A 25757-nucleotide genomic window follows, 5' to 3' on the forward strand; every position below is an offset into this window, starting at 1 on the left:
GATCTAAATGTAGGCCCTAAACTAAGCGTAAAGCCTTGCGTGCTATGTCTGACATGACAGAAGTGCTGGGCAGCGATAGTAATCAAACGCTATTGCTGATAGCAATCTTCGCGATAGCCTCATTACTCCATGGTATTAGCGGTCTGGGTATCACCTTGGTGACTACGACCGCCTTAGCCAGTATTTATCCGTTACCCCATGCCATCATTTTAGTTATCTTTCCGTCATTACTACTCAATGCAATGACGTGGCTGTCCGGCGGTGGTCGCAGTATTTGGCAAAACTTTATTTATTATGGTCGCCGTTATTGGCTGTCGGCCCTAACCAGCTTAGTCGGTAGTATTTTGGGCGCTAAGCTGTTGCTATGGGTAGATAGTGCCTATATCTTAGTGGTGTTAGCGGCTGTGATTGGTTTTTATGTCATCAGCTCGCTATTGGGTAAGCAAATTCGGCTACCTGATACCAAGCTTGTGCTGATTGTCGTGGGACTCAGCGCAGGCGTCATTGGCGGTGCGACCAATGCCATGTCGACTATCTTGATGATGTATTTGCTGTCGGCAAGCGATGATAAAAACACCATCGCCAAAGTCGGTAACATGTGTTATCTGTTGGGAAAGATTGCGCAAATTATCGTCCTTCGCGAGCCCATCATGGCGCTGAGTAGTAGGGAGTGGCAGCTGATAGTACTACTAAGTGTGCTGTCTATCGGGGTGTTATTAGTAGGCATTCGTCTGCGTCGTTACTTACCGCAAGCACGATTTCGTCAGCTTATCTTGCTTATATTGACAGTGCTAGGATTACGGGTGGGCTGGCAGGGAATTACAGCGCTATTAAAATTGGTATAGAGGCAAATTGGCGTAGCGTATAGTTAATTGAAAATAAAACAGTTATAGATTTAGACGCGCTACTGGGATGAATTTTGCGCAGCATCGAACGGATACAGCAAGCAAGTAAAATTTATACCAGTAGCGCTATGTCATTTTTAAAGAGTATTTACTATAACTTATCATTTTCTTTGGTCATTTAGCGATTAAACAAGTTCAACACTATGGTGGCGATAATACTGACGACTATCATGGTGACGATGGGGAAGTAAACACTGGTATAGCCTGATTTGTATTTAATATCGCCTGGCAGATTACCCATCCAAGAAAACGCGCTTGGAAATACCAACCAGATGATTCCAACAGTCACCAAGACCATGCCTACAATAATCAATATTTTTGCCATGTAAACCTCGCCTCGTCAGTAAATATTGTCTCGATTATTGCTTGATAAGATATACATTAGCTAACCGTTTCACCAAAATATAGCTGTTGCGCGAGCCGAAAAGTATTGCAGTGTGCCTCAACCACATCTTCGACATCCTCAGAATAACCACCACCCATCACGATAGCCACTGGAATATTGGCCGACTTTGCTTGGCGTAAAACATACTCATCACGCGCTTTGCAGCCCTGTTGTGACAGTGCCAGCTTACCGAGCTTATCCGTTGCCAATACATCGACCGCCGACTGATAAAAGATCATATCTGGCGCAAAATCACTAATTAAGCGCGGCAAAGTATCTGTCAAGATTTGTAGATATTCTTCATCACCAGTATCGTTTGCCAGCTCAATATCCAAGTCTGATGCCTGCTTACGAAAGGGGTAGTTTTTTGCCCCATGCATACTAAAGACAAAAACCCGTGATTCATCTGCCATGATACTGGCATTGCCATTGCCTTGATGTACATCTAAATCGACGATTAAAATTCTTTGTGCCTGCCCACGATTCAATAATAAGTTGCTGGCGATACAGACGTCATTAAACACACAAAACCCCTCTCCATGATTGGCAAAGGCATGATGTGTACCACCAGCGACATTCATTGCGACACCATGCTTCTGAGCATACAGCGCACACTCGTAGGTGGCATGAGCGATATAGCGTCCGCGCTCCACTAAGGTAGGCGTCATCTCAAACCCAATCGCTCGAGCTTCTTTTCGGGTGAGCGTCTGAGTTTTTAACTTATGCCAATACTCCTCAGTATGGGTGGTCAAAATCTCCTTTTCGCTCAAACGCTTGGGCGCAAAAAAGTTATCCTCAGTGATCGTCCCTTCGGACAATAGACGCTCAGGAATCATGGTGTATTTTTGCATGGGAAAGCGATGCTTTTCGGGTACAGAATAACGAAAAACGTCAGAATAGGCGATTTTTAGCATAGTTTTATGAGATGAATGGCGTGGTTGATGGGTTAAGGTAACGGTAGCTCTGTTTATAAATGGTTTCTTACCAATACTTCACTGCACATACTGCGTTGGTAAAAAGAAGGTTCGAGCATCCTCCTGCTGACGTAGTTCACTGAGTAAGGTCGACATATTTTCACTAGGCTCTGGCGTATTCATTAAGTCGCTGAATAACTCATAGCTTACGGTAGTCATTGCAATCACTGTTTGTAATAGATGCTCAATAATATGATCGTCGAGACCAACGGCTTCGACGTCAATGGCGTTTTTATAGCGAATCTCACCGTCGCTGATATCCATCTCCAAATTACCAATCAGCATGTCATAGTTAATTTGGGTAATGAGTAGCATAGCAGCGCTTTGATGGCTCTCAGGTATTAAAAAGGGCAAAATACCATAGACCGCGAGCAGGTTGTTGCCTTCTTGTACTCGAAACAAATAGCCACAATCAATTTGTTTATTGCGCATTCGTAGTGATAGATGATGCGATTGTTGGCTATCGTTTTTTCTTGGAGAGTAATAAGTATAGTGCCACTGCTTATTGTTTAAGTACTCTTTTAATCGATTGATAATGGGCAGGTCATCATTACTGCCGGGCTCTGAATGGCTTGTTTGCGATTCATCATCTTGTGCGCTTTCTTTATTTTCTGCAGTCGTTGTTTTGTCTAAAGTTTTTTCGGCTGTACTTTTTTTATTGACACTATGAGTCTCTGCAGCCGCCTCATCAACCTCTGTGGTTGATGAATGCTGAGGCACGTCTAGCGAAGCTTTAGACTGCGACGCGGATGCAGTCAATAGCTGTTTGATTTTTTGCCATAAGCTGAGTTTATTGCTGTGACTCATAGATTTGCTACTAACTATTGATAATTTAGGGTCAGTTGAGCGTAAGACTTTCTTTGATACTTGGCTGCTCGTAAAAAGCCTGTAGCATCTCTTTGATATGTGTCGTGAACCAATCACTTTCAAGTGCATCATTAACGATAGGCATCAGCGCAGTACTAAACGATGTCATTGCAGCTTCATCAATATTCAGGCTAGTCGCCAAGACAGCGATAGAATCAGACTGATGAATGGCATACCAAGTATCTACTGCTGCTGCAACCAAACTCTGCAAATAAGGAGAGATTCGCAAGCGGTTATAGCTTTGCTGCAAACTGGTTTCGAGGTGCTCAATACTGCTGTGCTCAGGATCATCACGTAAATAGTCTTGCACACGACTGATGGGTTGATCTTTAACACGTACCCAGCCTGTTACCAGCAGGCGCGTGACTTCTTCATTTGATAAGTGTGCTTGGGCATTGGCCTCTGCTCGTCGAGCCAAGTCTTTGATGTTGCGATGCAAATACATTTGCAGTTTTTCATCAAGATTTCTGTTGGTCGCTTTTTCAAAAGAGCTGCGCCCCATCTTCATCAGTTTGCCGACGCCCCCAGCTTTGTCTAAGGTGGTTTCCATAAAATCGTTGATAGCGTGATAAAGCGTTTGGGTCAGTAAATCAGCGAAAGTATTGTTACCAATCAGCGTACTAATGAGAATGTTACGCTGCTGCTCATAATTGCCAACATAAGTAGCAAGGGTCTCAACCTGGGTATCATCGATCAGATCAGACAGGGGTACGTTGTCATTGGCGGGGTGATAAATCAACGTGTGCAAGATATCGCGAATATCAGTGCGCATGACGTCGCTCATTGGTTGAGCGAGTATCCAGTTGTTGATGAGGTGCTTTAAATCATCGGCGTTTAGATACTTGTTCAACGGCTGTTCGCCTAACCATTGCCAAGCCTCTATCGTCAGTGGCTGCGCTTGATCGCGTAACCACTGCTGCACGAACGCAACTTGGGCATCGATTAAGCGGTCTATGGTTATGCTAGCTTGGTTTTGGTTACTAGCAGCGTCAGTTGATTGAATGGCTAAGTTTTGGGTATGTTTTTCAGTTTGCATAGGTTTTGAGGTCATAGTAATCGACAATTTGTTATACTGTGTGGTTGTAGTGAACCAACTACGAAACTGTTACAGCGTCAGACTTGCTTAATGTACTGGGTGTACTATTTTCGCTCGTCTTTTTTGTAGCAGTTTTATATTTGAATCACTATAGTGAGCATAGGGTATTATGCCATGAACGCCGTTAGGGTTTGTGGTGAATATTTATTGCTGCTTGATAAATAATAAGAGGTTTTGATGACAGCACTGCATTCACCCTTACTTACCTTTGATGAGCTGACCGTTCAGCGCGGGGAGATACCCTTGTGTGAAGGGGTTACGCTCAGCTTAGCTGCTGGTAGCATCTGCCATTTAGTCGGTGCGAACGGTACCGGCAAAACCACCTTGCTCATGCAGCTTGCGGGACTATTACCGATATTGACAGGTGCAGTTGGTTATCAAGGGACGGCAGGATTGCCAATACAACCGTTATATGTCTCCCACCAGTTGGGTATCCATTCAAGCTTAACGGTCGCGCAAAATCTAAGCTTTTTGTTGAATTTATATGGCATCACGCCAACTGGGGCTGATATTGATGAGGCGTTGGCATGGGTAGGGCTGCAAGGGTTTGAAACGCTGAGCTCAAACCATTTATCGGCTGGGCAAACGCGCAGAATTACGCTGGCACGCTTATATTTATTGACGCCACAAGTCACCCCGTTATGGCTACTTGATGAACCCTTTACCGCGCTTGATGTGGATATGGTTGCGCGGATGGAGGACAGGCTGCGTGAGTTTGCTGATGCTGGCGGTGCGATATTAATGACCAGCCATCAGCCAGTGGCTGTCGCCAACCAAGTGCTCGATTTGTCAGATTATATGGTATAAGGGGCGCATAATGACACAGAGCAAAGTGCAACCAGTAGTGAATACTTCCAAAAAATCTGACGTCGCTGCCATACGTGGTATTCGCTTTGGTCAGCTGTGGCGCCGTGAATGGCAAGTCAAACAGCAAGGGACAGTACAGTGGCTGTATCCTCTGGTGTTATTTTTGATGATTATCACTTTATTTCCGTTAGCAGTGGGCAGTGAGCCGCAGTTGCTGCAACGTCTTGCCGTATCGGCAGTGTGGATTGCCGCATTATTATCACTGGTGATGGGTGTCGATGGTTTGTTTAAGCCGGCACTGGATAACGGCACGCTGGCACAGTTGGTAGTGGCAAAGGCTTCTATACCGCTTTGGGTATTGATACGCTTAGCCATTCATTGGATATTTAGCAGTGGTATTGTGGCGGTACTCAGTTTGCTTGCTGTGCCACTGTTTCAGCTCGGCTGGTTTGAAGCTGGGATTTTGATGGCTTCTATCGTGGCTGGTAGTCCTATGCTGCTAATGTTGTCGGCGATTGCCAGTAGTTTGACCTTGTCCTTAAAAAACGGCGCGGTATTGGTGCCCTTGATTGCGCTGCCGATGCAATTGCCAGTGTTGATTTTTGCCACGGGCGCGGTTGATTTGTTTGCGACCGGCCTGAATGGGCTGCCTATTTTAGCCTTGTTATTGGCAGGTAGTATCATGTCTGTGTTGCTCATGCCATGGGTGATTGCTCAGACTCTAAAGATGGCATGGCTGAATTAAAATGTCAGTTTTATATATTCGATATAGTTAATTAAAAATAAAACTGTTATAGATCCAGTAGCGCTATAACATTTTTAAAGTGTATTAACTATAGTTGTCCTTTAAATGAACAGCGTGGTTAAAACTGGCAACTTTGCTATAATGGTAGTTTATAGATTCTATCCCATATTTAACGCCAGCAGGTTCATAGATAATAGCTTATAAGGTAGTCGCTTAATGCGTACGGCAATACCAGCTGAGTTTATCTGTCATAACCGATATGCTGTGCAATAGGTTGATTCCATGCCCAATATGAAAAATGTCTCATCTCCTAGTTTGTGGCAGCGCATTTGGCAAGTATTCTTGACCACTGTGGGTACCAAGCAGTTTTTTCGTATTTTTGCGCCTTGGGTTAAGTGGCTTGCGATATTGGCCAGTATTTGCCTTGTGATCGGTAGTGTCTGGGGATTGGCGTTTGCGCCGCCCGACTACTTGCAAGGCAATAGCTATCGCATTATTTTTATCCATGTACCAGCAGCCAGTCTGGCCATCTCTATTTATTTTGCCCTTGCCGTGCTAGGCGTCATCTTTTTGGTTTGGAAGATTAAGACTGCCAGCTTGGTGGCGCAAGCACTTGCGCCTTTGGGCTTCTTATTGTGTGTCATTAGTTTGCTGACAGGCTCTATTTGGGCAAAGCCAACGTGGGGCACTTACTGGGTTTGGGACGCACGCCTGACGTCGATGCTGATTTTGGCGTTTTTGTATGCAGGGGTGATGGCGCTATTTGCTGCTTTTGAACATACTGCCAATCGCGGCAAAGCGGCGGCTATCTTGTCAGTGGTTGGGGCTGTGAATCTGCCCATTATTAAGTATTCTGTACAATGGTGGAATACCTTGCACCAAGGATCGACTTTTACCTTGACCGCTGCGCCAAAAATGTCAGCAGATATGTGGATGCCGCTGTTACTTATGACCATAGGCAGCTATTTGTTGGTTGGGACATTGGCGATTTATCGTACCAATACGCTTATTTTGTATCGCGATCAAGGCAAAGCTTGGGTAAAAGAGTTCGTCCGTGAAAAAAACAAGTAACACCCAAATAATACCCAAGTTATTATTTATAGATAATACTGCATCATAAAGTTAAGTTTAAATGATAAAAATACCTAGGAGAAAATTGTGCAGCCCTATTTTTATAGCTTATCGGAATTTATCGCCATGGGTAAGCATGGTGTTTTTGTCTGGTCGTGCTGGGGCATTACCGTAGGTTTGATGTTCATTTTTATTTTGTATAGTCGCCGACAAAGACAGGCGTTGATTCGTCAGCTGGCCATTCAACAAGCAAGACAAGCACAGCGTACCTCTAAGACTCCTAAATCTGTAAATAAGCATCGACCTTCATAAAATGACTTTAATATCAATAAATAAGGGTATTGAATTGTCCAAAAAATGCTACTATATAACTATTATCAACGGGATTTGATGGCGATGCTTTTAGATCCTTTTTTTTATTCAAAATTTCCTTTATTTGTACAGTAGTCACTCATTCATGAGGTAGTGGTATGAACGCAGTTCGTCGCAAAAAATTGATGTGGGTTATGTTTACGCTTGCAGGCGCAGCGATCGCTGTGGTATTAGTCGTTTATGCCATTGGGCAACAAACGGACTACTATTTTGATGCGACCGCCATTGCACAAGGTGAAGCGCCACAAGACAAACGTATTCGTGCTGGTGGTATGGTCGTGGCGGGCAGTGTGCAGCGCTCAGTCAGTGATCCTTTGAGTGTCGAGTTTGCGATTACTGACTTTGCTTCAACGGTTCCAGTGACCTATCAGGGTATTTTGCCTGATTTGTTTGCCGAAAACTCAGGCGTCGTAGCGACAGGAAAAATGCAAGGCGAAACCTTTGTCGCAGGCGAGGTGTTGGCGAAACACGATGAAAACTATATGCCACCAGAAGTCGCCAAGTCGCTGAAGGAACATAACCGTAGCGGTGCCATTCCCGCGTCTGAGCAGTATAATCCCGCTGAACCGATACGTGAGATGGAAACAATACAGCAGTAGCCAGCAAGCAGTCTTTTGTCTTAATAGTAAAAAGCCACCGATTATATCAGTGGCTTTTTGGTTTTTTCGCTTAATAAATAAGATGAGTTTGATAAACAAGAGTGCGACAAGTAACTGTATCTACTTGCGATAGCTAAAGACGGTCTAGTCATCCCATTCAGGCTTATAATCAGGATGTTCAATCTGACGGCCATCAGAGCGGGCTAGACGGTCAATCTTGGCTAACTCATCTGCGCTCAATTGCACTTTGATGGCATCTAAATTACCTTGCAAATGATTAGGGTTAGAGGTCTTTGGAATAGCGATACGATCTTTGTCGGATAGAATCCAAGCCAATGATACTTGTGCTGGCGTCACCCCATGCTTGTCAGCGATCTCTTTGATTACGTCATTATTAAATACATCACCATGAGCAAGCGGCGAGTAAGCCTCTAGTAAAATATGATGATTATGCAAAAAAGTCTGCAAGGTATTTTGCTTTATAAACGGATGAATTGCTTTATAAACGGATGAAACTCAACTTGGTTGACGACGATAGGGACATCAGCATATTTCTTTGCTTCAATGATATTGGCGATATTAAAGTTAGAGACACCGATATGACGTGTCAATCCTTGCTTTTGCAATTCACATAATGCAGGAATGGTTTTGGATAAGGGAACGCGGTCATCAGGCCAATGTAGCAGCAATAAATCAACATAATCGGTATCTAGATTTTCCAGTGAGCGTTTGGCAGCTGCTTTTAATTTTTCTGGCTCAAACTTCATATCGTCAGGGAATATTTTGGTGGTCAAGAATAACTTATCACGCGCCACGCCTGATTGCTTGATACCTTTACCGACCTCAACTTCGTTACTATACGCTTGAGCAGTATCAATGTGCTCATAGCCCATTTTCAACGCTTGGCTAACGATATCAATACAGTCTTGTCCCTTCGATCGCCATGTACCTAATCCAAGCACTGGAATTTTGGCTTGTCCAGCAGTGCGAATGTTATAGTTTTTAGTGCTCATATAATTATCCTTTTTATATGCGGTCTTGTAGCCGTTTGACCCATCGTTTTTTATACAGTGTATGATTTACTTGGAGTCAAAAACTTATAAACCATGGTTCATAGTAGTAATAGTAAAATCTAGTCCAATAGGACGACTATGTCACCTAGCCACTATAAAAACATTCAGCACAAAGCGAAAGAGCGAGTGACGGTTTCCTACAAAGGACAAACAGGCTGTAACGTCAGACAGGCTTATCAAACAAAGCTTTAGACGCCATTATGGTTTAGGACACGTCCTAATCACTGACTAAATAAAAATAGGAGTTTTTAATGCTTAAATTTACCAATGCCAATATTTATCGTAATAGCGATGCCAATGAGATTTTAGTTAAGAATGGTGTTATCGAGCAGATCGGTAAAAATCTGCCTGCTGCCGAGGAGGAAATTGATTTAAAAGGTCGGCTAATCGTACCGCCTTATGTGGATTCGCATCTGCATCTTGATTATGTCTATACCGGCGGTGGCGATGATGCCAAGAACGCATCAGGCACGCTATTTGAAGGTATCGCGCGCTGGCATGATGTCAAAAAAACGCAAACCTTTGCAGATGCCAAAGCGCGGATGCTAAAAGGTATTCAAGAAGAAGTCTCCAAAGGCGTGCAATATATTCGTACCCATATTGATGTCTGCGATCCTGATCTGACAGGACTTAAAGCGATGCTTGAGCTGCGCGAAGAGTTGAAGGATAACGTCACTATTCAGATTGTGGCTTTTCCGCAAGAGGGTATGTACGCCTATAAAGGCGCAGTTGAGTTGATGGAAGAGGCGCTGAAGATGGGCGCGGATTGCGTCGGCGGTATTCCGCATTTTGAATGGGCATACGAGTTCGGTCAAGACTCGGTGCGCAAAACGGTTGAGCTGGCGCTTAAATATGACAAGCTCATCGACGTGCACTGTGACGAAACTGACGATCCGATGAGTCGCCACGTTCAGTTATTAAATGCTTTGGTGATGATTGAAGGTATCGGTGCGCGTACCGCTGCTAGCCATACTTGCTCATTTGGCTCAGCAGATGATGCCTATGCGTTTCGCATGATGGGTCTGTTTGAGCATTCAGGCATGAACTTCATTGCACTGCCTACTGAGAACGCTTATTTACAAGGTCGTCAAGATACCTATCCTAAGCGCCGCGGACTGACTCGCGTCAAGGAGTTTTGGGAGAGTGGCATCAACGTCAGCTTTGGTCAGGATTCTATCAATGACCCTTGGTATCCAGCCGGTAACGGTAACATGATGAATATTCTAGACAATGGTATTCACTTGGCACAAACCATGTCATTGCCGCAGCTTGATGTCTGTCTTGATTTCATCACCTTTAACGGTGCGAAGACCTTGAATATCGAAGAGGAATACGGTTTAGAAGTCGGACATGCAGCCAACTTTTTGGTGTTGGATGCCGATAGTCCATTTGAAGCGGTGCGCCAACGTGCCGACGTATTGGCATCAATCCGTAATGGCAAGTATCTATTCAAAAAACCTGAACCCAGTTATGAGATTGAACTGGATCTGTTTAGAGAAACCAAATAACTGTGTTTGATAAATAACTATAAAATGCAGGCCATAAAAAACGCCCATTACTTATCGGTAGTGGGCGTTTTTACTATTATCAGTACACAACATTTAAAGCTTATTCAGCAGCTGCAGCAACGGTACCTTCAGCGGTCGCTGTACCAGCAGTCGCAGTAACGGTTTCTGCTTGGTCAGCTGTGTTCCAGATTTTTGGATATTTATAACCTGGGAAGGTGTCATGAGCGTATTTCTTGAACTCATCCGAGTTATAAGCTGCCGTCACATCTTGTACCCATTTTTTGCCGACATCAGCAGATTTAACCGCTGACCAGTTCACATAAGCGAAGCTTGGCTCTTGGAATAATGCATCTGTCAATACAATACCAGCGTCAGTAGCATAGTTGCCATTAATAACGGCAAAGTCTACTTCGTCACGGGCGCGTGGTAACTGGGCAGCTTCTAGCTCAACGATTTTGATATCGTACTTGCTGTTATCAGCGATGTCCGTTTTTGCAGCGGTGAGTGGGTTGATGTCGTCTTTTAGGGTAATCCAGCCAAGATCGTCCATCATGACCAAGGCACGAGCAAAGTTACTTGGATCGTTAGGCGCTGAGACACTCATGCCTTTATAAGCGTCATCAAGAGAGGTTTTTTTGCCAGTATAGATACCGAGTGGCGCTGTTGGTACTTGGAATACTTCGACCAAATCAAGATTGTTTTCAGTTTTGAAGGTATCAAGGTAAGGCTTGTGCTGAAAGATATTGATGTCCAAATCACCTTCGGCTAAAGCAAGGTTAGGACGGACATAATCAGTAAAGGCAACCAATTCAACTTCATAGCCTTGTGCTTCAAGCGATCCTTTGACTTGGTTACGCACCATGTCTGCAAAATCGCCTTCGGTAGTGCCGATGATGATTTTGCTATGCTCAGGATCGATATCGCTAGCGCTCGTTTCCGCTGTCTCTGTCGTCGCTGGTGTTTCTTTGGTGGCTTCTGGAGCAGATGAGTTGTTACAGCCAACTAAAACTAGGCTTGATACACCAACAGCGGCAAATGCGGTTGCCAACTGACGGCTGATGTCTGTTAATTTCATGAAATTCCCTTAAGAATAATAAATAAAAAGTGATTGGTTCAATGCTTGTAATACATAGCCATTAAAAAAGCAACATTATAAATAGTAATGTTGCTGCACAGACTGCATATATATTAAGTTGCTAGAATGTTAACAAAGTTATATGGTTTCTAAGACAAAATCAAGCATTTTACTTATGAATAATCCCCATCAAACGCTGAATTTTATTCATAGTAAGTGTTTAGTAGCAAGCACTCAGCGTTTATCTAAGCGCGTTGCTAACCAGTTGCCACCTGCCTGTATAGAAATAACCATGACCGATAACATGATAACAATGAAGATCATGACCTCGGTTTGATAACGGTAATAGCCATAACGAATCGCTAAATCACCCAGACCACCACCGCCAATCATGCCAGCCGCTGCTGAAAATGACAGCAAGCTAATGCAGAGGATGGTGACCGATAGTACCAGTCCCGAACGTGCTTCATTAAGCAATACCTTAATAATCGTAAAGGGACGAGCGCCCATTGACTCAGTCGCTTCGATGATACCGCGTGGTACTTCGCGTAGGTTTTGTTCAACCAAACGCGCAAAGTAGAATGAGCCTGCAATCGCTAGTACCAAGGAGGCGGCGATAGGACCAATACCTGTGCCGACAATGGCTTTGGTAAAAGGACTCATGGCAATCATCAAAATCACAAATGGAAAGGCGCGCATAAAGTTGGTGATACCACCCAAAATGGCATAAAGCCCTTTATTTTGTAAAAACTGCCGATCGCTGGATAAAAACAAAAATATCCCAAATAAGCCGCCAATGACGATGGCTGCCGTAGTGGAGATGCCTAACATCAAAAAGGTATCGAAAGTCGCTTGCCAAATCTCTTTACGCAGCGCAAGCAGCTTATCAATCGAAGCGGATAACTCAGCACCGGTCAACATATCTATTTCTCCTGCCTCATTAGTCTTCGTCTCTCTAATCTTCGTAAACTAGGCCTTGGCCTATCGGGGTAGTGGCCTGAATCAGACCATCTCGGACATCTGCCACTTCAAGTAACTGGCCTTCGTGCAATAATGCAGCACGGTCACACAGTCTGCGAATGACGCTCATCTCATGAGTAACAATGACAATAGTCACACCAAGTTGCTCATTAATATCACGCAAACAAGTCAGTAGGCTACGTGTCGTTGCAGGATCAAGTGCGCTGGTTGCTTCATCAGCCAATAAGACTTTTGGGCTTGGCGCAATAGCACGCGCAATACCGACACGCTGTTTTTGACCACCTGACAACTGCGCTGGATAGTGACCAGCACGATCTGTCAAATCCACAATGGCAAGACAGTCCATCACACGCTTATAAATATCGCGGCTTGGATAACCTGCAACGGTTAAGTTAAACGCGACATTGTCAAAGACCGTACGGTTTGACATCAAGTTGAACTGCTGAAAAATCATACCAATATTGTGACGAGCGACACGCAACTCACTAGCTGATAATTTGGTTAAGTCCACGCCATCGATGATGACTTGACCGCTATCTGGGCGCTCAAGCAAATTGATTAGACGCAGTAAGGTGGATTTTCCTGCTCCTGAATAGCCCATCAGGCCAAATATCTCACCTTGCTTTACAGATAACGACGTCGGCTCAACAGCAGTAAACCAATGCGGCTTGCCGTTTTTGTCTTTTATCGATCGGTCGCTTAAAAAGCGCTTGGTCACATCATTTAGGACGATCATGTCACTCATGGAATGCTCAAAATTTAATAGAGTTAGGGTTTGTATCGCGTTCAACTATTGAGACTGCGGATAGCTGAACTCTATACAGATCCATAATGGTTTCAAAGCGGTAAAGGCTATTGCAAGTGACAGCGCTGAGTTGATGGCTGCTATCATTAACAATGTAATAAGGGGCGTTAATATAGCATATTATACAAGGCTTTGGATATGCACATCCGTGACCAACTTATGACAATATAGCCATAAGTCAAATTAAATAGCGAGGTAGGTTAAGTGTTGAGAGGGTATTGGCTAAAATGATAAAAAACAGGAGTCTACTTAAGAGCAGTTATATAGGGCTAGTCCCGGTCGTTTTGGTAGCTATGGTGAGGGTCATGTTTTACTGGTATGACGACTAAAAACCGAGTGTGACCGTTGATGGTATCAGTGATGATATGTCCCTGATGCGCAGTAATGATTTGTGATACTAAGGATAAGCCAAGCCCTGAGCCTTTGTTTTTTTGTTGCAAACGTACAAACGGGCTAAAGATCTCTTCACGTTTGTCTTCAGGAATGCCTGCGCCTTCATCGATGACAGCGAGTACCGCATACTTGGGTAAAGGTCGTGTCGGCTCTGACTTGGATTTTTTTAGGTGCTTGGAAAACAAACTTTCTTTACGAGGGACGTTGGCAGTTTCGCTTTCATCTGTCGTAGCACTTTCATTGATCACATCATTGGCCACAGGTTTAGCGTTACTTACCTTGCTAGCTTTGGGTTCATCGCTTGTACTATCGGCTTTTTGTTGCTGTGCAGTATTAGGGACGATACTCCAAATAGCCTGTTTGATTTTGTCCGCTATCTCTGTGGTAAATTTACTATAATGATTGATGAGTGATTTATCATTGAGTAAAGAAGCGCTGGTTTTTAATGAGCCAGAAACTTCGTTCGTTTTTTCAACTGCGTTATTAGACGCATCAGTAGGCAAGGCGTCACTGAGTGAGGCTTCTGAATTAACCGCACTTTTTTGTTTTTCTTTTTGACTAGGCTCAGCCACAGGACATTCGTTATCGGTGCACTCGGTAGCTGTCTCGTGCAAGCTATCTTCCTCATCAGGAAGAGCAAGCGTCTCGCCATTTCGATAAATAACGGGCGCTGATAAGATATCTGCTGAATCTGAGGTGTCAGTTTCCGTATCTTGATCAGCCTGCTCGTCAGAGAGACTGTCAGCATAGTCGTTTAAGAGCTTGGTGCTCGCCGCATCAGGTCTTGGTTCCTCATCGCTGTCAGTCAAGGTATTATAATCCGCAAAGCTGTTGTCCATGATCGATTGCAACAGATAATCAGGCACGGTATCTGCCTCATCCATGGTTTGCACACCATAAAGTAAGATGGTGACGGGCGGTACACCATGGAGCATAGCATTATTGAGTAAATTGCGAATCAAGTGGGTCAGCATGGCTGGCTGGCCGTCAATGACAATGTGCTCACCAATTAATGTCGCTTCTGGATAATGCTGCCGTTCTTGGTTGATAAGGTCATAAAGATCAACGCGTTCGACCTGCTGCATCACGTGACCTGCATCTAAGCGACTGACCAATAAGATACTTTCAACCAAATCGTTCAGTCCTGACAAGTCACGATTGATGGCTTGCGCGCGCTTATCGAACTTAGCTTTGGTATCTGTTGGCATGGCATTTGCGAGCATGTCCATCATTTCAATCTGTAAACGAATACGTGTGATGGGCGTACGTAACTCATGTGAGGCATGAGCTAAGAGCAAGTTGTTGGCATTGATAAGGTGTTCTATCTTTTGTGCCGCTTGGTTAAAGCCACGCGCAAGAGACGCAATCTCGTCATTACCGCGACTATTGACACGTACCGTAAAATCACCATCACCCAGTTGTATCATCTGCTGACTCATCTGGTTGATGCGCCATGTCATTGAGCGGGCAATCCACCACAAGACGCCTGCCATGATGATGAGCAGCAGCAGGGTGCCAGTAAATAAGTTTAGAGCGGCAGACAAAGCGGGTTTCTTAGGGGTTAAGCGTGACTCATAGAGTAGGGTATAGCCAGTACTGCTATAGACTTGTGCTTGCTGGATAGCAGGTGCATCTGAAAAAGAAGGAAAAATACGGGTTAATAAAGAAGGGGTGTCAGGCAACTCTAATGGTAAGTCACTATTGTCTGTCTGCATGAGCAGACGCCCTGTATTGTCATACAAGCCCATTTTGGCCTGTAATGATTCATCAAAAATATCAAAGCTTTTTTTGACCACTGCCAACATAAAGCGCGCTTGTAGTCGATTGTCTTTACTGACAGCGACGTTGAGCTCTTGCAAAAAAGGATCAATCTGCCCTAGGATTTGAGTGGCGACTACCTCAGAGCGTATGCCTGCATCTTTATCATGAACCAGCTGCGTCAATAGCACCATAGCTATCGCAAATAAGATAAGAGCCAGCATGACACTGGCAAATAGCTTAGCGAAAACGGAGCGAAAACCCAGTTGTTGCATGCATTAATCTCTAGTAATAAATACTTAAAAGTGACTAAACCTGTTAACCGCCATTAACAGTATAAATACCGTGGCGATTAAACAAGCTTAGTCTGTCGTGATTAAACTTGATCGGTTGCGAACTGATAACCAACACCGCGCACCGTGATGATACGCTTAGGTTGACGAGGGTTATCTTCAATAAGTGCGCGCAAGCGAGAGATATGCACATCGATGGCTCGATCAATATTGTCTGAGCTATCGTCATTGGGCATGGCCTGCCACAACTGCTCACGGTTGAGTACCTTGCCTGCATGCGTGGCAAAGTAGTGCAGCAATTGGAACTGATGGGTAGTCAGGCGTACAGGCTGATCATCGATGGTTACTTCATGACTGTCAGGAAAAACACTTAAGCGTCCAAATGTCAGACTATCGGATTGGCTGTCTGCTTGGTTTGGCTGCTCATGGCGACGAATCACGGCACGAATACGTGCCAAAAGCTCACGGGGTTCGAACGGCTTGGCAATATAATCATCCGCGCCCATCTCTAAACCCAATACGCGATCTGTCGTATCCCCTTTGGCAGTCAACATGATAATAGGCACTTTATTGGTCATATTGCTTTTATTGCCGCGTATTTTTTGGCAGACTTGCATGCCATCCATATCAGGCAGCATCAAATCTAGCACGACTAAATCAATATCACGCTCTTTGGTGTCTAAGATATCAAGACCTTCTTGGCCAAGCCCAGCGTGATGAACATCATAATAATTCATCGTCAAATAATCGCTGATCAATTCAGCCAAATCTGGATCATCTTCAATCAATAGGATTTGCTTACTCATAAAATGTCCTCTAGTAATGGTTATAATGATTGTTATTGTTGGTTGAGCATACGTTTTATCAAGCGATCAGTTTTATCAAGCAGTCATTGAGAGTGACCGTGACAATTATGCATTATTGCTGTTATCAATATCTATTACAGCTATTAATATCATTAATGTTAACAGCGTTACTGTGTCTATTTTGCCTAATATAGACGTTACCAAACAAGACGCCCTTTGTTAATGTTTCTACAGAATGTAACAACTTACTGACTAATAGCTAAATGGTGATAGAAAGGCGCCTATACTACAGTGCGCTCCCTGCTGTGTCCTAATGCGCTGATCTGTAGTTTATATTGTCTATCATGAGATGACTACTTTTTTACCAACAGACTCTATTGGTAGATCTGCCAAGCAAATCAGGCTGTCATTGCTGATGCCTGCAATGAGATATTTGCCCGTACTGGGATCATATTTAATAACATCTATCGGCTGACGCGTCAGACGCTGATTTTGTTTGATAATCCAAACATTGGCAGTCAAGGGTGTCAGTGGCTGATAAGGAGGAGTCTTCAGAGAGGATAGATCCACATCTTGAATCGCTTGTTCCGGAACGATATTACCGACAGCGATTTGCCCATAATCGACGCGGCCTATGACTTGCATGCCTAGCTTTAGCTTATCGCGGCTGGCCTCGTTTTTGACCACACTCACAGAGACCATCAATTCATCTGGCTGCTGCTGACTCGTGCTCAGCTTGCTAACTTGACCTGTAAAAGTTTCTGAGACACCTTTAGCAGTGAAGTTGACTGTCTGACCGACCGAAAGCTGAGACTCGGCCTGCATAGGTAAGGTAGCGGTAAAGCGTAGATCTTTATCATTGCTTAACCGTAGCAAAGGTTTGCCAGCAGCAACTTGTTGCATGTTCTCCACGTATAGCGTGTCCACGCGCCCTGAAAAGCTAGCATACACTACAATAGGTGGCTGTGTTGACTGTTGTGAGCTGGTTATATCCTGATCCTGTGCATCAGTAGATTTATTGTTATCTACATTAGCATCAATTGCTATGCTAGCGTTATTCGATGTTTCAGGCACAGGAGTGTTATTGGTATTGTCATTGGTTTTTGATTCATCGGTGGCTGTCTCATTGAGCTTACCATCAGCGTTGCTCGCGCTACTATCATTTGCTTTGCTTTCTTGTTTACTTTCTTTCTTACTTTCTTTCTTACTCTCTTTTATGTCATCAGACACTTGCTCTGCTGAGCTTTTTTTAGTTGCTGTTGGCTGCTTAGGCTTAGCCTCTGAGTCTGAAGGCGTGGTCTTATTGCTTCCTACACGTTCATGTTGCTGTAAGAGTAGTAAAGGCGCGCCATCCTCTACCCATTGACCTTCTTTGACCAGTATTTTTTGTACGCTGACATCACGAGTGGTGACAAATCGCGACTGCTGGTTTGGCTCAATGGTGCCTTGCAATCCAAGACTGGGCTGATAGCGTGAAGGTTTGATATTCAGTATATAGTCTGATGACATGGTGACACTGTCAGCATCAATAGTTATAGGCGAGTTTGCCTGCTCACTGTCTTGAGAAAGCTGATGATTATCGCTAGGTGAGGGTGGCTGACAAGCACTGACCAATAAAGCCGCTAGCAAAAAAGCACTGTATTTAGAGTATTTAGAAAGTCTCATAGTTGTCATTATCGGCCATCATCATAAACGTTATTTTATTATATAGACAATGGCAACAAGGTGCGATAACTAAGCATTATTATCTTGGTATTATCATCTTGGCATAATAGTCTTCTATTTGTCTTTCAACATGAGTGACTTATGACCGTTATTGGAGATAGGGAAGATTTAGGTCACTAGAAAACTCTGTAGAACTATGATAGAACGAGGGCTGAATACTTAATTGATACATACACGTTACAAACAAGTATAAGGCTGTAAAAATAGTATTTATAAGGCCGCAAACCTATAGACTGTGAACGCTGCGTCTATAGATAGTATTAACCAAATGATGCGAGTCAGTAACAAAGTGGGTATAGTAGCTCATGATTACTGCAATTTATGACAATTGTCCTTTTAAGGATATTCATTGGCACGGATAGTGCATATATTTTGACTAGGCGACTTCCTAAGATATGAGTTTTTGCTATAACAAAGTAACTATCTTATACAAGCGCTTATCAATAGGAACCAAAGCAAATCAATGCAGAATACAGCTGATGATAGTTGTATTAAGAATAAACAGTCGTTCATAGGACAATGATAATGGAAAATAATTTTGAAGGGTTGAAGGTCATGGTCATCGATGATTCAAAGACCATTCGCCGTACCGCGGAGACCTTATTACAAAAAGTAGGCTGTGAAGTTGTCACGGCTATCGATGGTTTTGACGCGTTAGCAAAAATCGTTGATAACAATCCAGATATTATCTTTGTCGATATCATGATGCCGCGTCTCGATGGCTATCAGACTTGTGCATTGATCAAAAACAATCCTGATTATGCTGACAAGCCCGTCATTATGCTGTCATCAAAAGATGGGTTGTTTGATAAGGCACGTGGCCGTATTGTCGGTTCTGATGAGTATCTGACCAAACCTTTTAGTAAAGATGAACTGTTTGATGCGATTAACCAGTATCGCTCGTAGCTGTCAAATTTTGGCACAGTAAACTAAGAATAAAAATAGATGTAGATAAGCAGTGACAAGATAGGCAAATAGGCAATAGGAAGCGACGATGCTTTTGAGACGCTAATAAGTGCTTAGCATGAGAGTAAAAGACGTCATTTTATTGTCTCTAATAATAATATCCTAGCGGATATCATCAAATACAAAGGAAATACCCATGACAACTGTATTAGTCATTGACGATTCGCCATCTGAAATGGCGAAATTTCGTGACATGCTTGCAAAAAACAACTTTCAAGTATTGGAAGCAGTTAATGGTGAGCAAGGCTGCGCGATGGCAGCTGAACATTTGCCAGACGTAATTTTGATGGATGTGGTGATGCCTGAAATGAATGGTTTTCAAGCGACACGCAAAATTACTCGTGGTAAAACAACGGCTCATATTCCAGTCGTAATGATCAGTACCAAAAACCAAGAAACTGATCGTGTGTGGGGTAAGCGTCAAGGCGCGAAAGAATATCTTACCAAGCCGGTTGATGAATCTGAGCTGATGCGCATTATTCGTTCGGTAACGGAGTAACTTGTGGCCTCTAAAGGATTTATTGAGCTTTTACGTTTAGCTGACTTAGCCAAAACTCGTAGTACAGGTCTCCAAAGTGGTAAAGGGTATGACTGGCGAGGGGTGGTTTTTGAGGTTGGTGACCAGCGTTTGGTTGCACCGATGGGAGAGGTATCTGAGGTGTTAAATATGCCTGAATATACCAGTATGCCTATGGTGGAGCCTTGGTTGTTAGGTCTAGCAAACATACGTGGACGCTTATTACCTTTAACAGATTTACCGCAGTTTTTACATCTACCTAATCGTCAGCAAAAGAAACAACGTAAAGTTTTGATTATTGATAATAGCACTGTGTTTTCAGGTTTAGTAGTAGATAAGGTGATTGGTATTGAGCAGTTCACGCGTAGTCAATATCGCGCTGAAACCCTTGATAGTGACTCACCATTTGCCCCTTATAATCATGGCAAGTTTGTCAAAGACCAACAAGACTGGTTCGTCTTTATGCCAAGCTTGTTGGCCAAAGATCCACGCTATATTGATGCCGCTATGTAAATTGAAACAACTTATATAAGTATGGCTTGTTATCTGTTTTGATGCAGGTAAAGCAAAGCAGGAATGACTGAAATAGCACATTAAAGTGTCTACACCCACAAAAAAGAAATTTGATGGCCGAGAGATGTCTTTTATTGGCTAATAATAATTAGCAAAGCCAGTCATGATACGACTTAAACGACCGTTTGGAAGGAATAAGCACGATGAGTGATGTTACAAAAAGCCCTGTAGCTGGCGCCAGTCAAAACATCTCAGGTACTGAGGATTCTAAAAATAAGTGGAAGATTCTATTAGGAGTTTTTGCCTTAGTGAGTGTGGCCTCTTTGATTTGGGCAATCAACTCAATAGCAACGGTAAGTAATTACTTAAGTGAAGTTGAGCGTGATGTTTTGACCCATAGTGGCATAATATGGGCAGCCATTCTGTTCTTGATCGGCTTGCTCGGTATTCTACTGACCCTAACGCAGCTATTTAAAAATCGCGGCGGTGCTGAGCGCTTATTAATCGAAAAAGAAACCCTACGGCGCCGACAAGAAGCGGAAACGGAGTCTGAGCGCGCCCGTCAAATCCAAGAAGAAAACGAGCGTAATCAGATGGCGATTTTGCGCCTACTTGATGAGCTCGGCGATTTGGCTGAAGGTGACTTGACGGTTAACGCCACGGTATCAGAAGACTTTACTGGTGCGATTGCTGACTCGGTAAACTTCGCGATTGATCAATTGCGTCAGTTGGTATTGGTTATTAACAGTACTGCTGACCGCGTTTCTCAGTCCTCTGAACAGACTCAGATGAGTGCTGTTGAGCTCGCTGAGGCTTCTGAGCATCAGGCTCAAGAGATTGCTGGTGTTTCTACTGCTATTAATGAGATGGCGATGTCTATTGACCAAGTATCGACCAACGCTACGGAATCTGCAGGCGTTGCGCAGCGCTCAGTTGCTATTGCTTATAATGGCGCGGAAGTAGTACAGCGCTCCATTGAAGGTATGAACGTTATTCGTGATCAGATTCAAGAAACCTCAAAACGAATCAAGCGCTTGGGTGAATCATCGCAAGAGATTGGTGATATCGTAAGCTTGATTAATGACATTGCCGATCAGACCAACGTCTTGGCATTAAACGCTGCCATTCAGGCTTCGATGGCCGGTGAAGCTGGGCGTGGTTTTGCGGTCGTTGCTGATGAGGTTCAGCGTCTGGCTGAGCGTTCAGCCAACGCCACCAAGCAGATTGAAACCCTAGTCAAAACCATTCAGGCAGATACCAGCGAAGCGGTCATGTCGATGGAATCAACCACCTCTGAAGTAGTGCGCGGGGCGCGCTTAGCAAAAGATGCTGGTGAAGCGCTAGAGGAAGTACAAAGTGTCTCAAACACCTTGGCCGACTTGATTCAAAACATCTCTGATGCCGCGCAGCAACAGGCCAAGTCTGCCGGTCATATTTCGAATACCATGAACATCATTCAAGATATTACCTCACAGACATCATCAGGTACTATGGCGACAGCGCGCTCTGTCGGTGAGTTGAGCGAGATGGCTGCTGCGCTACAAGAGTCTGTAACGGGCTTTAAGCTATCGAACGAAGATGATCATTTAGATAGCATTGACGAGCGTTTTTAAGTCGTTGACTAGGTATTAATGCGATAAAGCGGCTGTTAGCATGGCAAAAAATCAGTGCATAAACGAGTTAGGATAACCCTATGAAAAACCAGCCTAATGAAATGGTGAGGCTAGAGTGGCTACTACCATTATTTGATCAGCAGTTATCAATTATGTCTGATGGTTGGCAACTAGATGCTCATCCTGACTTTGAGCTTATGGCTCAGTATTATCATGAGACTAGTGGTGCCTTGACGATGGTGGATCTGCCTCATCTTGCAACGCTAGCTGCCAAGCTTGCACAGTTTGCCAAAACATTCAGTCGTGAGACGCTCGATGCTGAGCACAGTCGATTGGCACAATTCGCCCATCAATTGTTGCAGCACGAATTAACGCAATATGTACAAACGGGCGCTTATCGAATCGTACTGCTGAATAAGGTTATTCAGCAGCTCTCTCGAGCCTTAGTGCAGAAGAATGTCGCAGTAGATGATAGTACAGCGCCGTCTGTAGATACTCTTATAGATACTGAGGTTTCTCACAGTATTGAAGTCGTTACCCCGAGTCATTCAGATTTAGAGGTTTTGCAACCTGAGCAATATCAGCTATTACTATTGGCATGGCGTCAGCAAGTTCAGCAACTACTCGCGGCTAATAGCAATCTAGAGACGGTCTTAGTAAGTCTAGAAAAATCCAGCTATTATTTATGGCAAACCAGTACTGACGTTCAACAGCAGCGCTTGTGGTATTTGACAGCACTATGGTTAAGCAACCTAGCAAATAACGCTCTGCCATTACCCTCAGGCTACGCACAGTTACTTTCACGCTTAGATCAGGTCATAGAAAACCGCCATCAGCAGACCTCTCATACCGACGAGCAGTCAGATAAGAGTATACAAAAAAACGATATTGAAGGTTTGCTGGCTGAGATATACATTCAACTCAGTATTCTTGAAAATATTGATGAGCCAGCCCGAGATATACTCAGTCATTTATCGTCAGCCCATGATGCTAAGCTGCACTTTTTGCCACGCATACTAGCAGGACTTGAGTCTGTCATTTTTGGACTGGATGAGCCAAAAACACTCATAACACCATTGCAGCACATCAAAAAGCAGCTGGGACGACATGGCTGGATACAGTATGAGTCACAGGTTAGCCAAGTTTTGCTGGATCTTGAAGACAGCATGGCCTCTGATACTGTATTTGCCCAAATGCAGTGGCAGATTGAGCGCCAATTGCAAGAGCTCTATAGTGCTATTTATCATACCGAACAATCTATTGATCTTAATATTGGTCATACCGACTCTTTAAAGCCCTTATCTGGCTCAAGAGATAATCAAACTGTTGACGCTTTTTCTGATGATACGTTATACAAATTGCGTAACGCTATCAAAGAGGTAAAGCAAGGTTTTAATAGCTATATAGACGGTAAACAAGACTATCTATCTTCTAGCGCGGCAGCCTTCACTGATATTGGCAACATACTAGATGATATGGGACTTGGTTCAGTGCGAGCGGTTAGCGATAAACTGGCTGAGTTATTCAAAAGTCTGGAAACTCATGAAATACAGAGACTCAGTAAAGAGCTTGTACAAGCACTAGCGCAAGGTGTCGCATCCATCGAATTGTTATTGGATTATCTGGCGCAGCAGGTACTGGATCAGCAGCTATTATCACAAGCAAGTGAGCATCTCGCACAGGCTTCTACTCTGGTAGATGCATTCATAGCGGCACCTGACGCAGATATTGATGTCTACTATCCTACTGCGGCGGCGACTTCTGATGTGGTGCGTTACGATGATAGTGGTGAGATAGCGCCAGACGATTCAGTAAAGGAGAAAGCTAACGCAGATGCTACAGGGAATATAGGTGAGATTGCTGAGGCAGTCAGATCAACTTCCGATGTATCTAATACTAATAGCGTAGAGAGTGAGAGCTTACAGGCTGCCCGTAGACAAGTTCAACCTGATAACTTTGAAATTGACCAAGAGATTCTCGAGGTTTTCATTGAAGAGTCGACAGAGATTGTGGAAGATCTAAGCGACTTTGTTTCTATCTGGCAGCAAGATGCTCAGGATCTGACACCATTGACAGAGGTACGCCGCGGCTATCACTCCCTAAAAGGAGCGGGGCGAATGGTTGGTGCCTTTAGTATCAGTGAGATGGCCTTGTCTATAGAAGGCTTGCTCAATAGAGCGTTAGATAAGACGTTACCAATAACTGAAGAAATGGTGATGCTGGTTGTAAAGACGACAGAGCAGTTGCCAGCGATGGTGGCAAGTTTTATAGCAAAGCAAGCACCAACTAACGATCCTGCTATTACGATTTTACAGAGTAATAACCTAGCAATAGGGCAGCCACTAAATAATGGCCTAGATGAGTCTGCGACTCTAGAGTCAGACTCAGCTGAGTCTATGCGTTTAACAGAACCGCAGTCAAAACCAACGATTGCACCTGATGACTCATATGAGCATATGATAAATGACTCAATAGATGAGTTGACAGCAGCACCTGCAGATAAGGTCATACCTGCAGTGCTTGAGCCTTTTATGCAGCAAGCGTTGCAGTCACCAGTTGACGATCAAGATGCGGATCCCGACATCAAAGAGATATTTATTGAAGAGGCGACCGAGGTCTTGGCTGATATCACGCCAAGATATGCGCATTGGCGCAGCAACCCTTCTGATTTGACTGAATTAAAAGAGATACGACGTGGTTTTCATACACTAAAAGGCTCTGGTCGTATGGTTGGAGCGCATTATACTGCAGAGCTGGCATGGGCTGTGGAAGACATGCTAAACCGTATTTTAGATCATAGTATCACTGTATCTACAGGTATTATCGAGCTGATAGACGATGTCTTAGCAGCTTATCCTGATTTGGTGAGTGTTTTCGCCAATAACACCTCAGCGACTAACAAGGATGGCGAGAGTTCTGATTATCCGACGAGTGTGCCCTTGTGGGTAGCATGTGCCCATGCTTATAGTAAGCATCACGGTGCCGAACTTAGTTACGATGCACTACGTAAGAGTGTGCCTGCACAGGATGAGCAAGTAATTACCAATGCTGATGATGCAAAGGCGCATAGCACTATGTATTGTTCTGATAGTGTGGAAAACCCTGTCAATGTGAGTGTCAGTCATGATCCTGCTTTAGCGTCTATTCATTCTGTGAATGAAATGATGGCAGATGCTTCAGCAATAACAACCCCTCAAAGCAATGAAGAGCAAGAGTTTTGCGCAATATTTATCGAAGAAGCGCAAGAGCTACTGCAAGATGTCAAAAACTTTGTCAATGCCCATCGTGAAGATAGTGAGGTTGAAGTTGCAGATGAAATAGTACGGGCATTTCATACTTTGCGTGCAGCCTCGGGTTCGAGTGCTTTATCTGCTATTAGTGAGGTTAGTGCCACTATAGAGCAAAGCTTAATGCAGCTACAGCAGCAAGACACCCTTATGGGGAGTCAGCATTTACAGGCACTGTGTCAATCAGTGTTATTGATTGAAAATTATCTGAATAATTATAAGCAGGATGTTAATCAGCAGGACGTACCAGTTGAGACACTACAAAACCAAGACGATCTAGCTTGTTTACAGTTTATGCTTGGTGAGCCTGATGAGGCTGAAACAGCTATAAACAATGAGTTAATGGTTGCTAAACTGCTAGAAACCAATGTCGATGGGTTACTGGATGCTGAGTGGCAGCTAGAAGATGAGCTAAGCAATCAAGATACTAACGCTATTCAGAACTATGTGCAGCAACAAATCGGTCAGATTGAACGCTTAGCAGCGCTAACGACAGCATCGGCAAAATTCACTGCTATATTGAATGCTCTGTACTTAGTGTACGATCATATTGCTCAAAACCTGGAAGCTGCTCATGAGACTAAAGTACAGACGGCGCTTCTGGCGGGTCATAAGCAGTAAGT

Annotated in this window: 23 protein-coding genes and 1 pseudogene; 12 read left to right on the forward strand and 12 right to left on the reverse strand. The window is 43.9% G+C overall.

Annotated elements, in window-relative coordinates:
* Window positions 1–53: 53 nt before the first annotated feature.
* Entirely contained in the window at window positions 54–845 is a 792-nt protein-coding gene (locus JMX03_RS02360; RefSeq protein ID WP_201597714.1) for a sulfite exporter TauE/SafE family protein, read from the forward strand.
* Between the two features lie 178 nt (window positions 846–1023).
* Here JMX03_RS02360 and JMX03_RS02365 read toward each other — a convergent pair whose 3' ends face one another.
* From JMX03_RS02365 to JMX03_RS02380, 4 genes are all read right to left on the reverse strand, one after another.
* Window positions 1024–1230: a DUF2905 domain-containing protein gene (locus JMX03_RS02365; RefSeq protein ID WP_201594225.1), complete on the reverse strand. Its 207-nt coding sequence runs from the start codon at window positions 1228–1230 to the stop codon at window positions 1024–1026.
* A 56-nt stretch (window positions 1231–1286) separates the two neighbouring features.
* Window positions 1287–2204: a histone deacetylase family protein gene (locus tag JMX03_RS02370; protein WP_201594227.1), complete on the reverse strand. Its 918-nt coding sequence runs from the start codon at window positions 2202–2204 to the stop codon at window positions 1287–1289.
* A gap of 78 nt (window positions 2205–2282) precedes the next feature.
* Entirely contained in the window at window positions 2283–3071 is a 789-nt protein-coding gene (locus JMX03_RS02375; RefSeq protein ID WP_201594229.1) for a YbjN domain-containing protein, read from the reverse strand.
* A gap of 31 nt (window positions 3072–3102) precedes the next feature.
* Window positions 3103–4167 carry a hypothetical protein gene (locus JMX03_RS02380; RefSeq protein WP_227695135.1) on the reverse strand — a complete coding sequence of 355 codons (1065 nt, stop codon included), beginning with the start codon at window positions 4165–4167 and terminating at the stop codon, window positions 3103–3105.
* 237 nt (window positions 4168–4404) lie between these two features.
* On the opposite strand from JMX03_RS02380, the gene ccmA reads away from it, so the two are divergent.
* The 5 genes from ccmA (at window position 4405) to ccmE (ending at window position 7821) form a co-directional block, all read left to right on the forward strand.
* A complete protein-coding gene (ccmA, locus tag JMX03_RS02385) occupies window positions 4405–5034 on the forward strand; it encodes a heme ABC exporter ATP-binding protein CcmA (RefSeq protein ID WP_201594231.1) in 630 nt (209 codons plus the stop codon).
* Window positions 5035–5044: 10 nt separating this feature from the next.
* The gene (locus tag JMX03_RS02390) at window positions 5045–5779 is read left to right on the forward strand and encodes a heme exporter protein CcmB (RefSeq protein WP_227695137.1); all 735 of its coding nucleotides are present in this window, start codon (window positions 5045–5047) and stop codon (window positions 5777–5779) included.
* Window positions 5780–6061: 282 nt separating this feature from the next.
* Window positions 6062–6850: a heme ABC transporter permease CcmC gene (gene ccmC, locus JMX03_RS02395; RefSeq protein WP_201575680.1), complete on the forward strand. Its 789-nt coding sequence runs from the start codon at window positions 6062–6064 to the stop codon at window positions 6848–6850.
* Window positions 6851–6937: 87 nt separating this feature from the next.
* Entirely contained in the window at window positions 6938–7162 is a 225-nt protein-coding gene (gene ccmD, locus JMX03_RS02400; protein WP_201575678.1) for a heme exporter protein CcmD, read from the forward strand.
* A gap of 158 nt (window positions 7163–7320) precedes the next feature.
* Window positions 7321–7821: a cytochrome c maturation protein CcmE gene (ccmE, locus tag JMX03_RS02405; RefSeq protein WP_201594233.1), complete on the forward strand. Its 501-nt coding sequence runs from the start codon at window positions 7321–7323 to the stop codon at window positions 7819–7821.
* Window positions 7822–7965: 144 nt separating this feature from the next.
* On the opposite strand, the gene JMX03_RS14895 is transcribed toward ccmE, so the two are convergent.
* Together JMX03_RS14895 and JMX03_RS14900 are read right to left on the reverse strand one after the other, a co-directional pair.
* Window positions 7966–8289, reverse strand: coding sequence for an aldo/keto reductase (locus JMX03_RS14895; RefSeq protein WP_227695145.1), 324 nt, complete (start codon window positions 8287–8289; stop codon window positions 7966–7968).
* Window positions 8290–8300: 11 nt separating this feature from the next.
* Entirely contained in the window at window positions 8301–8834 is a 534-nt protein-coding gene (locus tag JMX03_RS14900) for an aldo/keto reductase (RefSeq protein ID WP_227695152.1), read from the reverse strand.
* 311 nt (window positions 8835–9145) lie between these two features.
* Between JMX03_RS14900 and JMX03_RS02415 the strand changes: the two genes are divergently transcribed.
* On the forward strand, window positions 9146–10402 hold the full coding sequence (locus JMX03_RS02415) for an amidohydrolase family protein (RefSeq protein ID WP_201594235.1): 1257 nt from the start codon (window positions 9146–9148) through the stop codon (window positions 10400–10402).
* A gap of 100 nt (window positions 10403–10502) precedes the next feature.
* Here the strand turns inward: JMX03_RS02415 and JMX03_RS02420 are convergent, their stop codons facing one another.
* The 6 genes from JMX03_RS02420 to JMX03_RS02445 all read right to left on the reverse strand — a co-directional run bounded on the left by JMX03_RS02420 (window position 10503) and on the right by JMX03_RS02445 (window position 18178).
* Window positions 10503–11477 (reverse strand): MetQ/NlpA family ABC transporter substrate-binding protein, encoded by a 975-nt coding sequence (locus JMX03_RS02420; RefSeq protein WP_201575670.1) that lies wholly within the window; start codon window positions 11475–11477, stop codon window positions 10503–10505.
* 234 nt (window positions 11478–11711) lie between these two features.
* The gene (locus JMX03_RS02425) at window positions 11712–12398 is read right to left on the reverse strand and encodes a methionine ABC transporter permease (protein ID WP_201575668.1); all 687 of its coding nucleotides are present in this window, start codon (window positions 12396–12398) and stop codon (window positions 11712–11714) included.
* A gap of 34 nt (window positions 12399–12432) precedes the next feature.
* Window positions 12433–13203, reverse strand: a complete 771-nt coding sequence (locus JMX03_RS02430) for a methionine ABC transporter ATP-binding protein (protein WP_201594237.1) — start codon at window positions 13201–13203, stop codon at window positions 12433–12435.
* A 329-nt stretch (window positions 13204–13532) separates the two neighbouring features.
* A complete protein-coding gene (locus JMX03_RS02435; RefSeq protein ID WP_201594239.1) occupies window positions 13533–15689 on the reverse strand; it encodes a sensor histidine kinase in 2157 nt (718 codons plus the stop codon).
* 101 nt (window positions 15690–15790) lie between these two features.
* A complete protein-coding gene (locus tag JMX03_RS02440) occupies window positions 15791–16513 on the reverse strand; it encodes a response regulator transcription factor (RefSeq protein ID WP_201575662.1) in 723 nt (240 codons plus the stop codon).
* Window positions 16514–16855: 342 nt separating this feature from the next.
* Window positions 16856–18178 carry an HlyD family efflux transporter periplasmic adaptor subunit gene (locus JMX03_RS02445; protein ID WP_201594241.1) on the reverse strand — a complete coding sequence of 441 codons (1323 nt, stop codon included), beginning with the start codon at window positions 18176–18178 and terminating at the stop codon, window positions 16856–16858.
* A 585-nt stretch (window positions 18179–18763) separates the two neighbouring features.
* Here JMX03_RS02445 and pilG point away from each other — a divergent pair.
* The 5 genes and pseudogenes from pilG to JMX03_RS14905 all read left to right on the forward strand — a co-directional run bounded on the left by pilG (window position 18764) and on the right by JMX03_RS14905 (window position 25755).
* Window positions 18764–19144 carry a twitching motility response regulator PilG gene (pilG, locus tag JMX03_RS02450; RefSeq protein WP_201575658.1) on the forward strand — a complete coding sequence of 127 codons (381 nt, stop codon included), beginning with the start codon at window positions 18764–18766 and terminating at the stop codon, window positions 19142–19144.
* Window positions 19145–19340: 196 nt separating this feature from the next.
* Window positions 19341–19703 carry a response regulator gene (locus tag JMX03_RS02455; protein ID WP_201575657.1) on the forward strand — a complete coding sequence of 121 codons (363 nt, stop codon included), beginning with the start codon at window positions 19341–19343 and terminating at the stop codon, window positions 19701–19703.
* 3 nt (window positions 19704–19706) lie between these two features.
* On the forward strand, window positions 19707–20234 hold the full coding sequence (locus tag JMX03_RS02460) for a chemotaxis protein CheW (RefSeq protein ID WP_201594243.1): 528 nt from the start codon (window positions 19707–19709) through the stop codon (window positions 20232–20234).
* A gap of 563 nt (window positions 20235–20797) precedes the next feature.
* Window positions 20798–21847: pseudogene (locus JMX03_RS02465) on the forward strand (methyl-accepting chemotaxis protein); the annotation flags it as partial.
* Between the two features lie 80 nt (window positions 21848–21927).
* On the forward strand, window positions 21928–25755 hold the full coding sequence (locus JMX03_RS14905) for an Hpt domain-containing protein (RefSeq protein ID WP_227695159.1): 3828 nt from the start codon (window positions 21928–21930) through the stop codon (window positions 25753–25755).
* Window positions 25756–25757: the final 2 nt, after the last annotated feature.

The sequence above is a fragment of the Psychrobacter fulvigenes genome (assembly GCF_904846155.1).
In the GTDB taxonomy this organism is placed as follows: Bacteria; Pseudomonadota; Gammaproteobacteria; order Pseudomonadales; family Moraxellaceae; genus Psychrobacter; species Psychrobacter fulvigenes.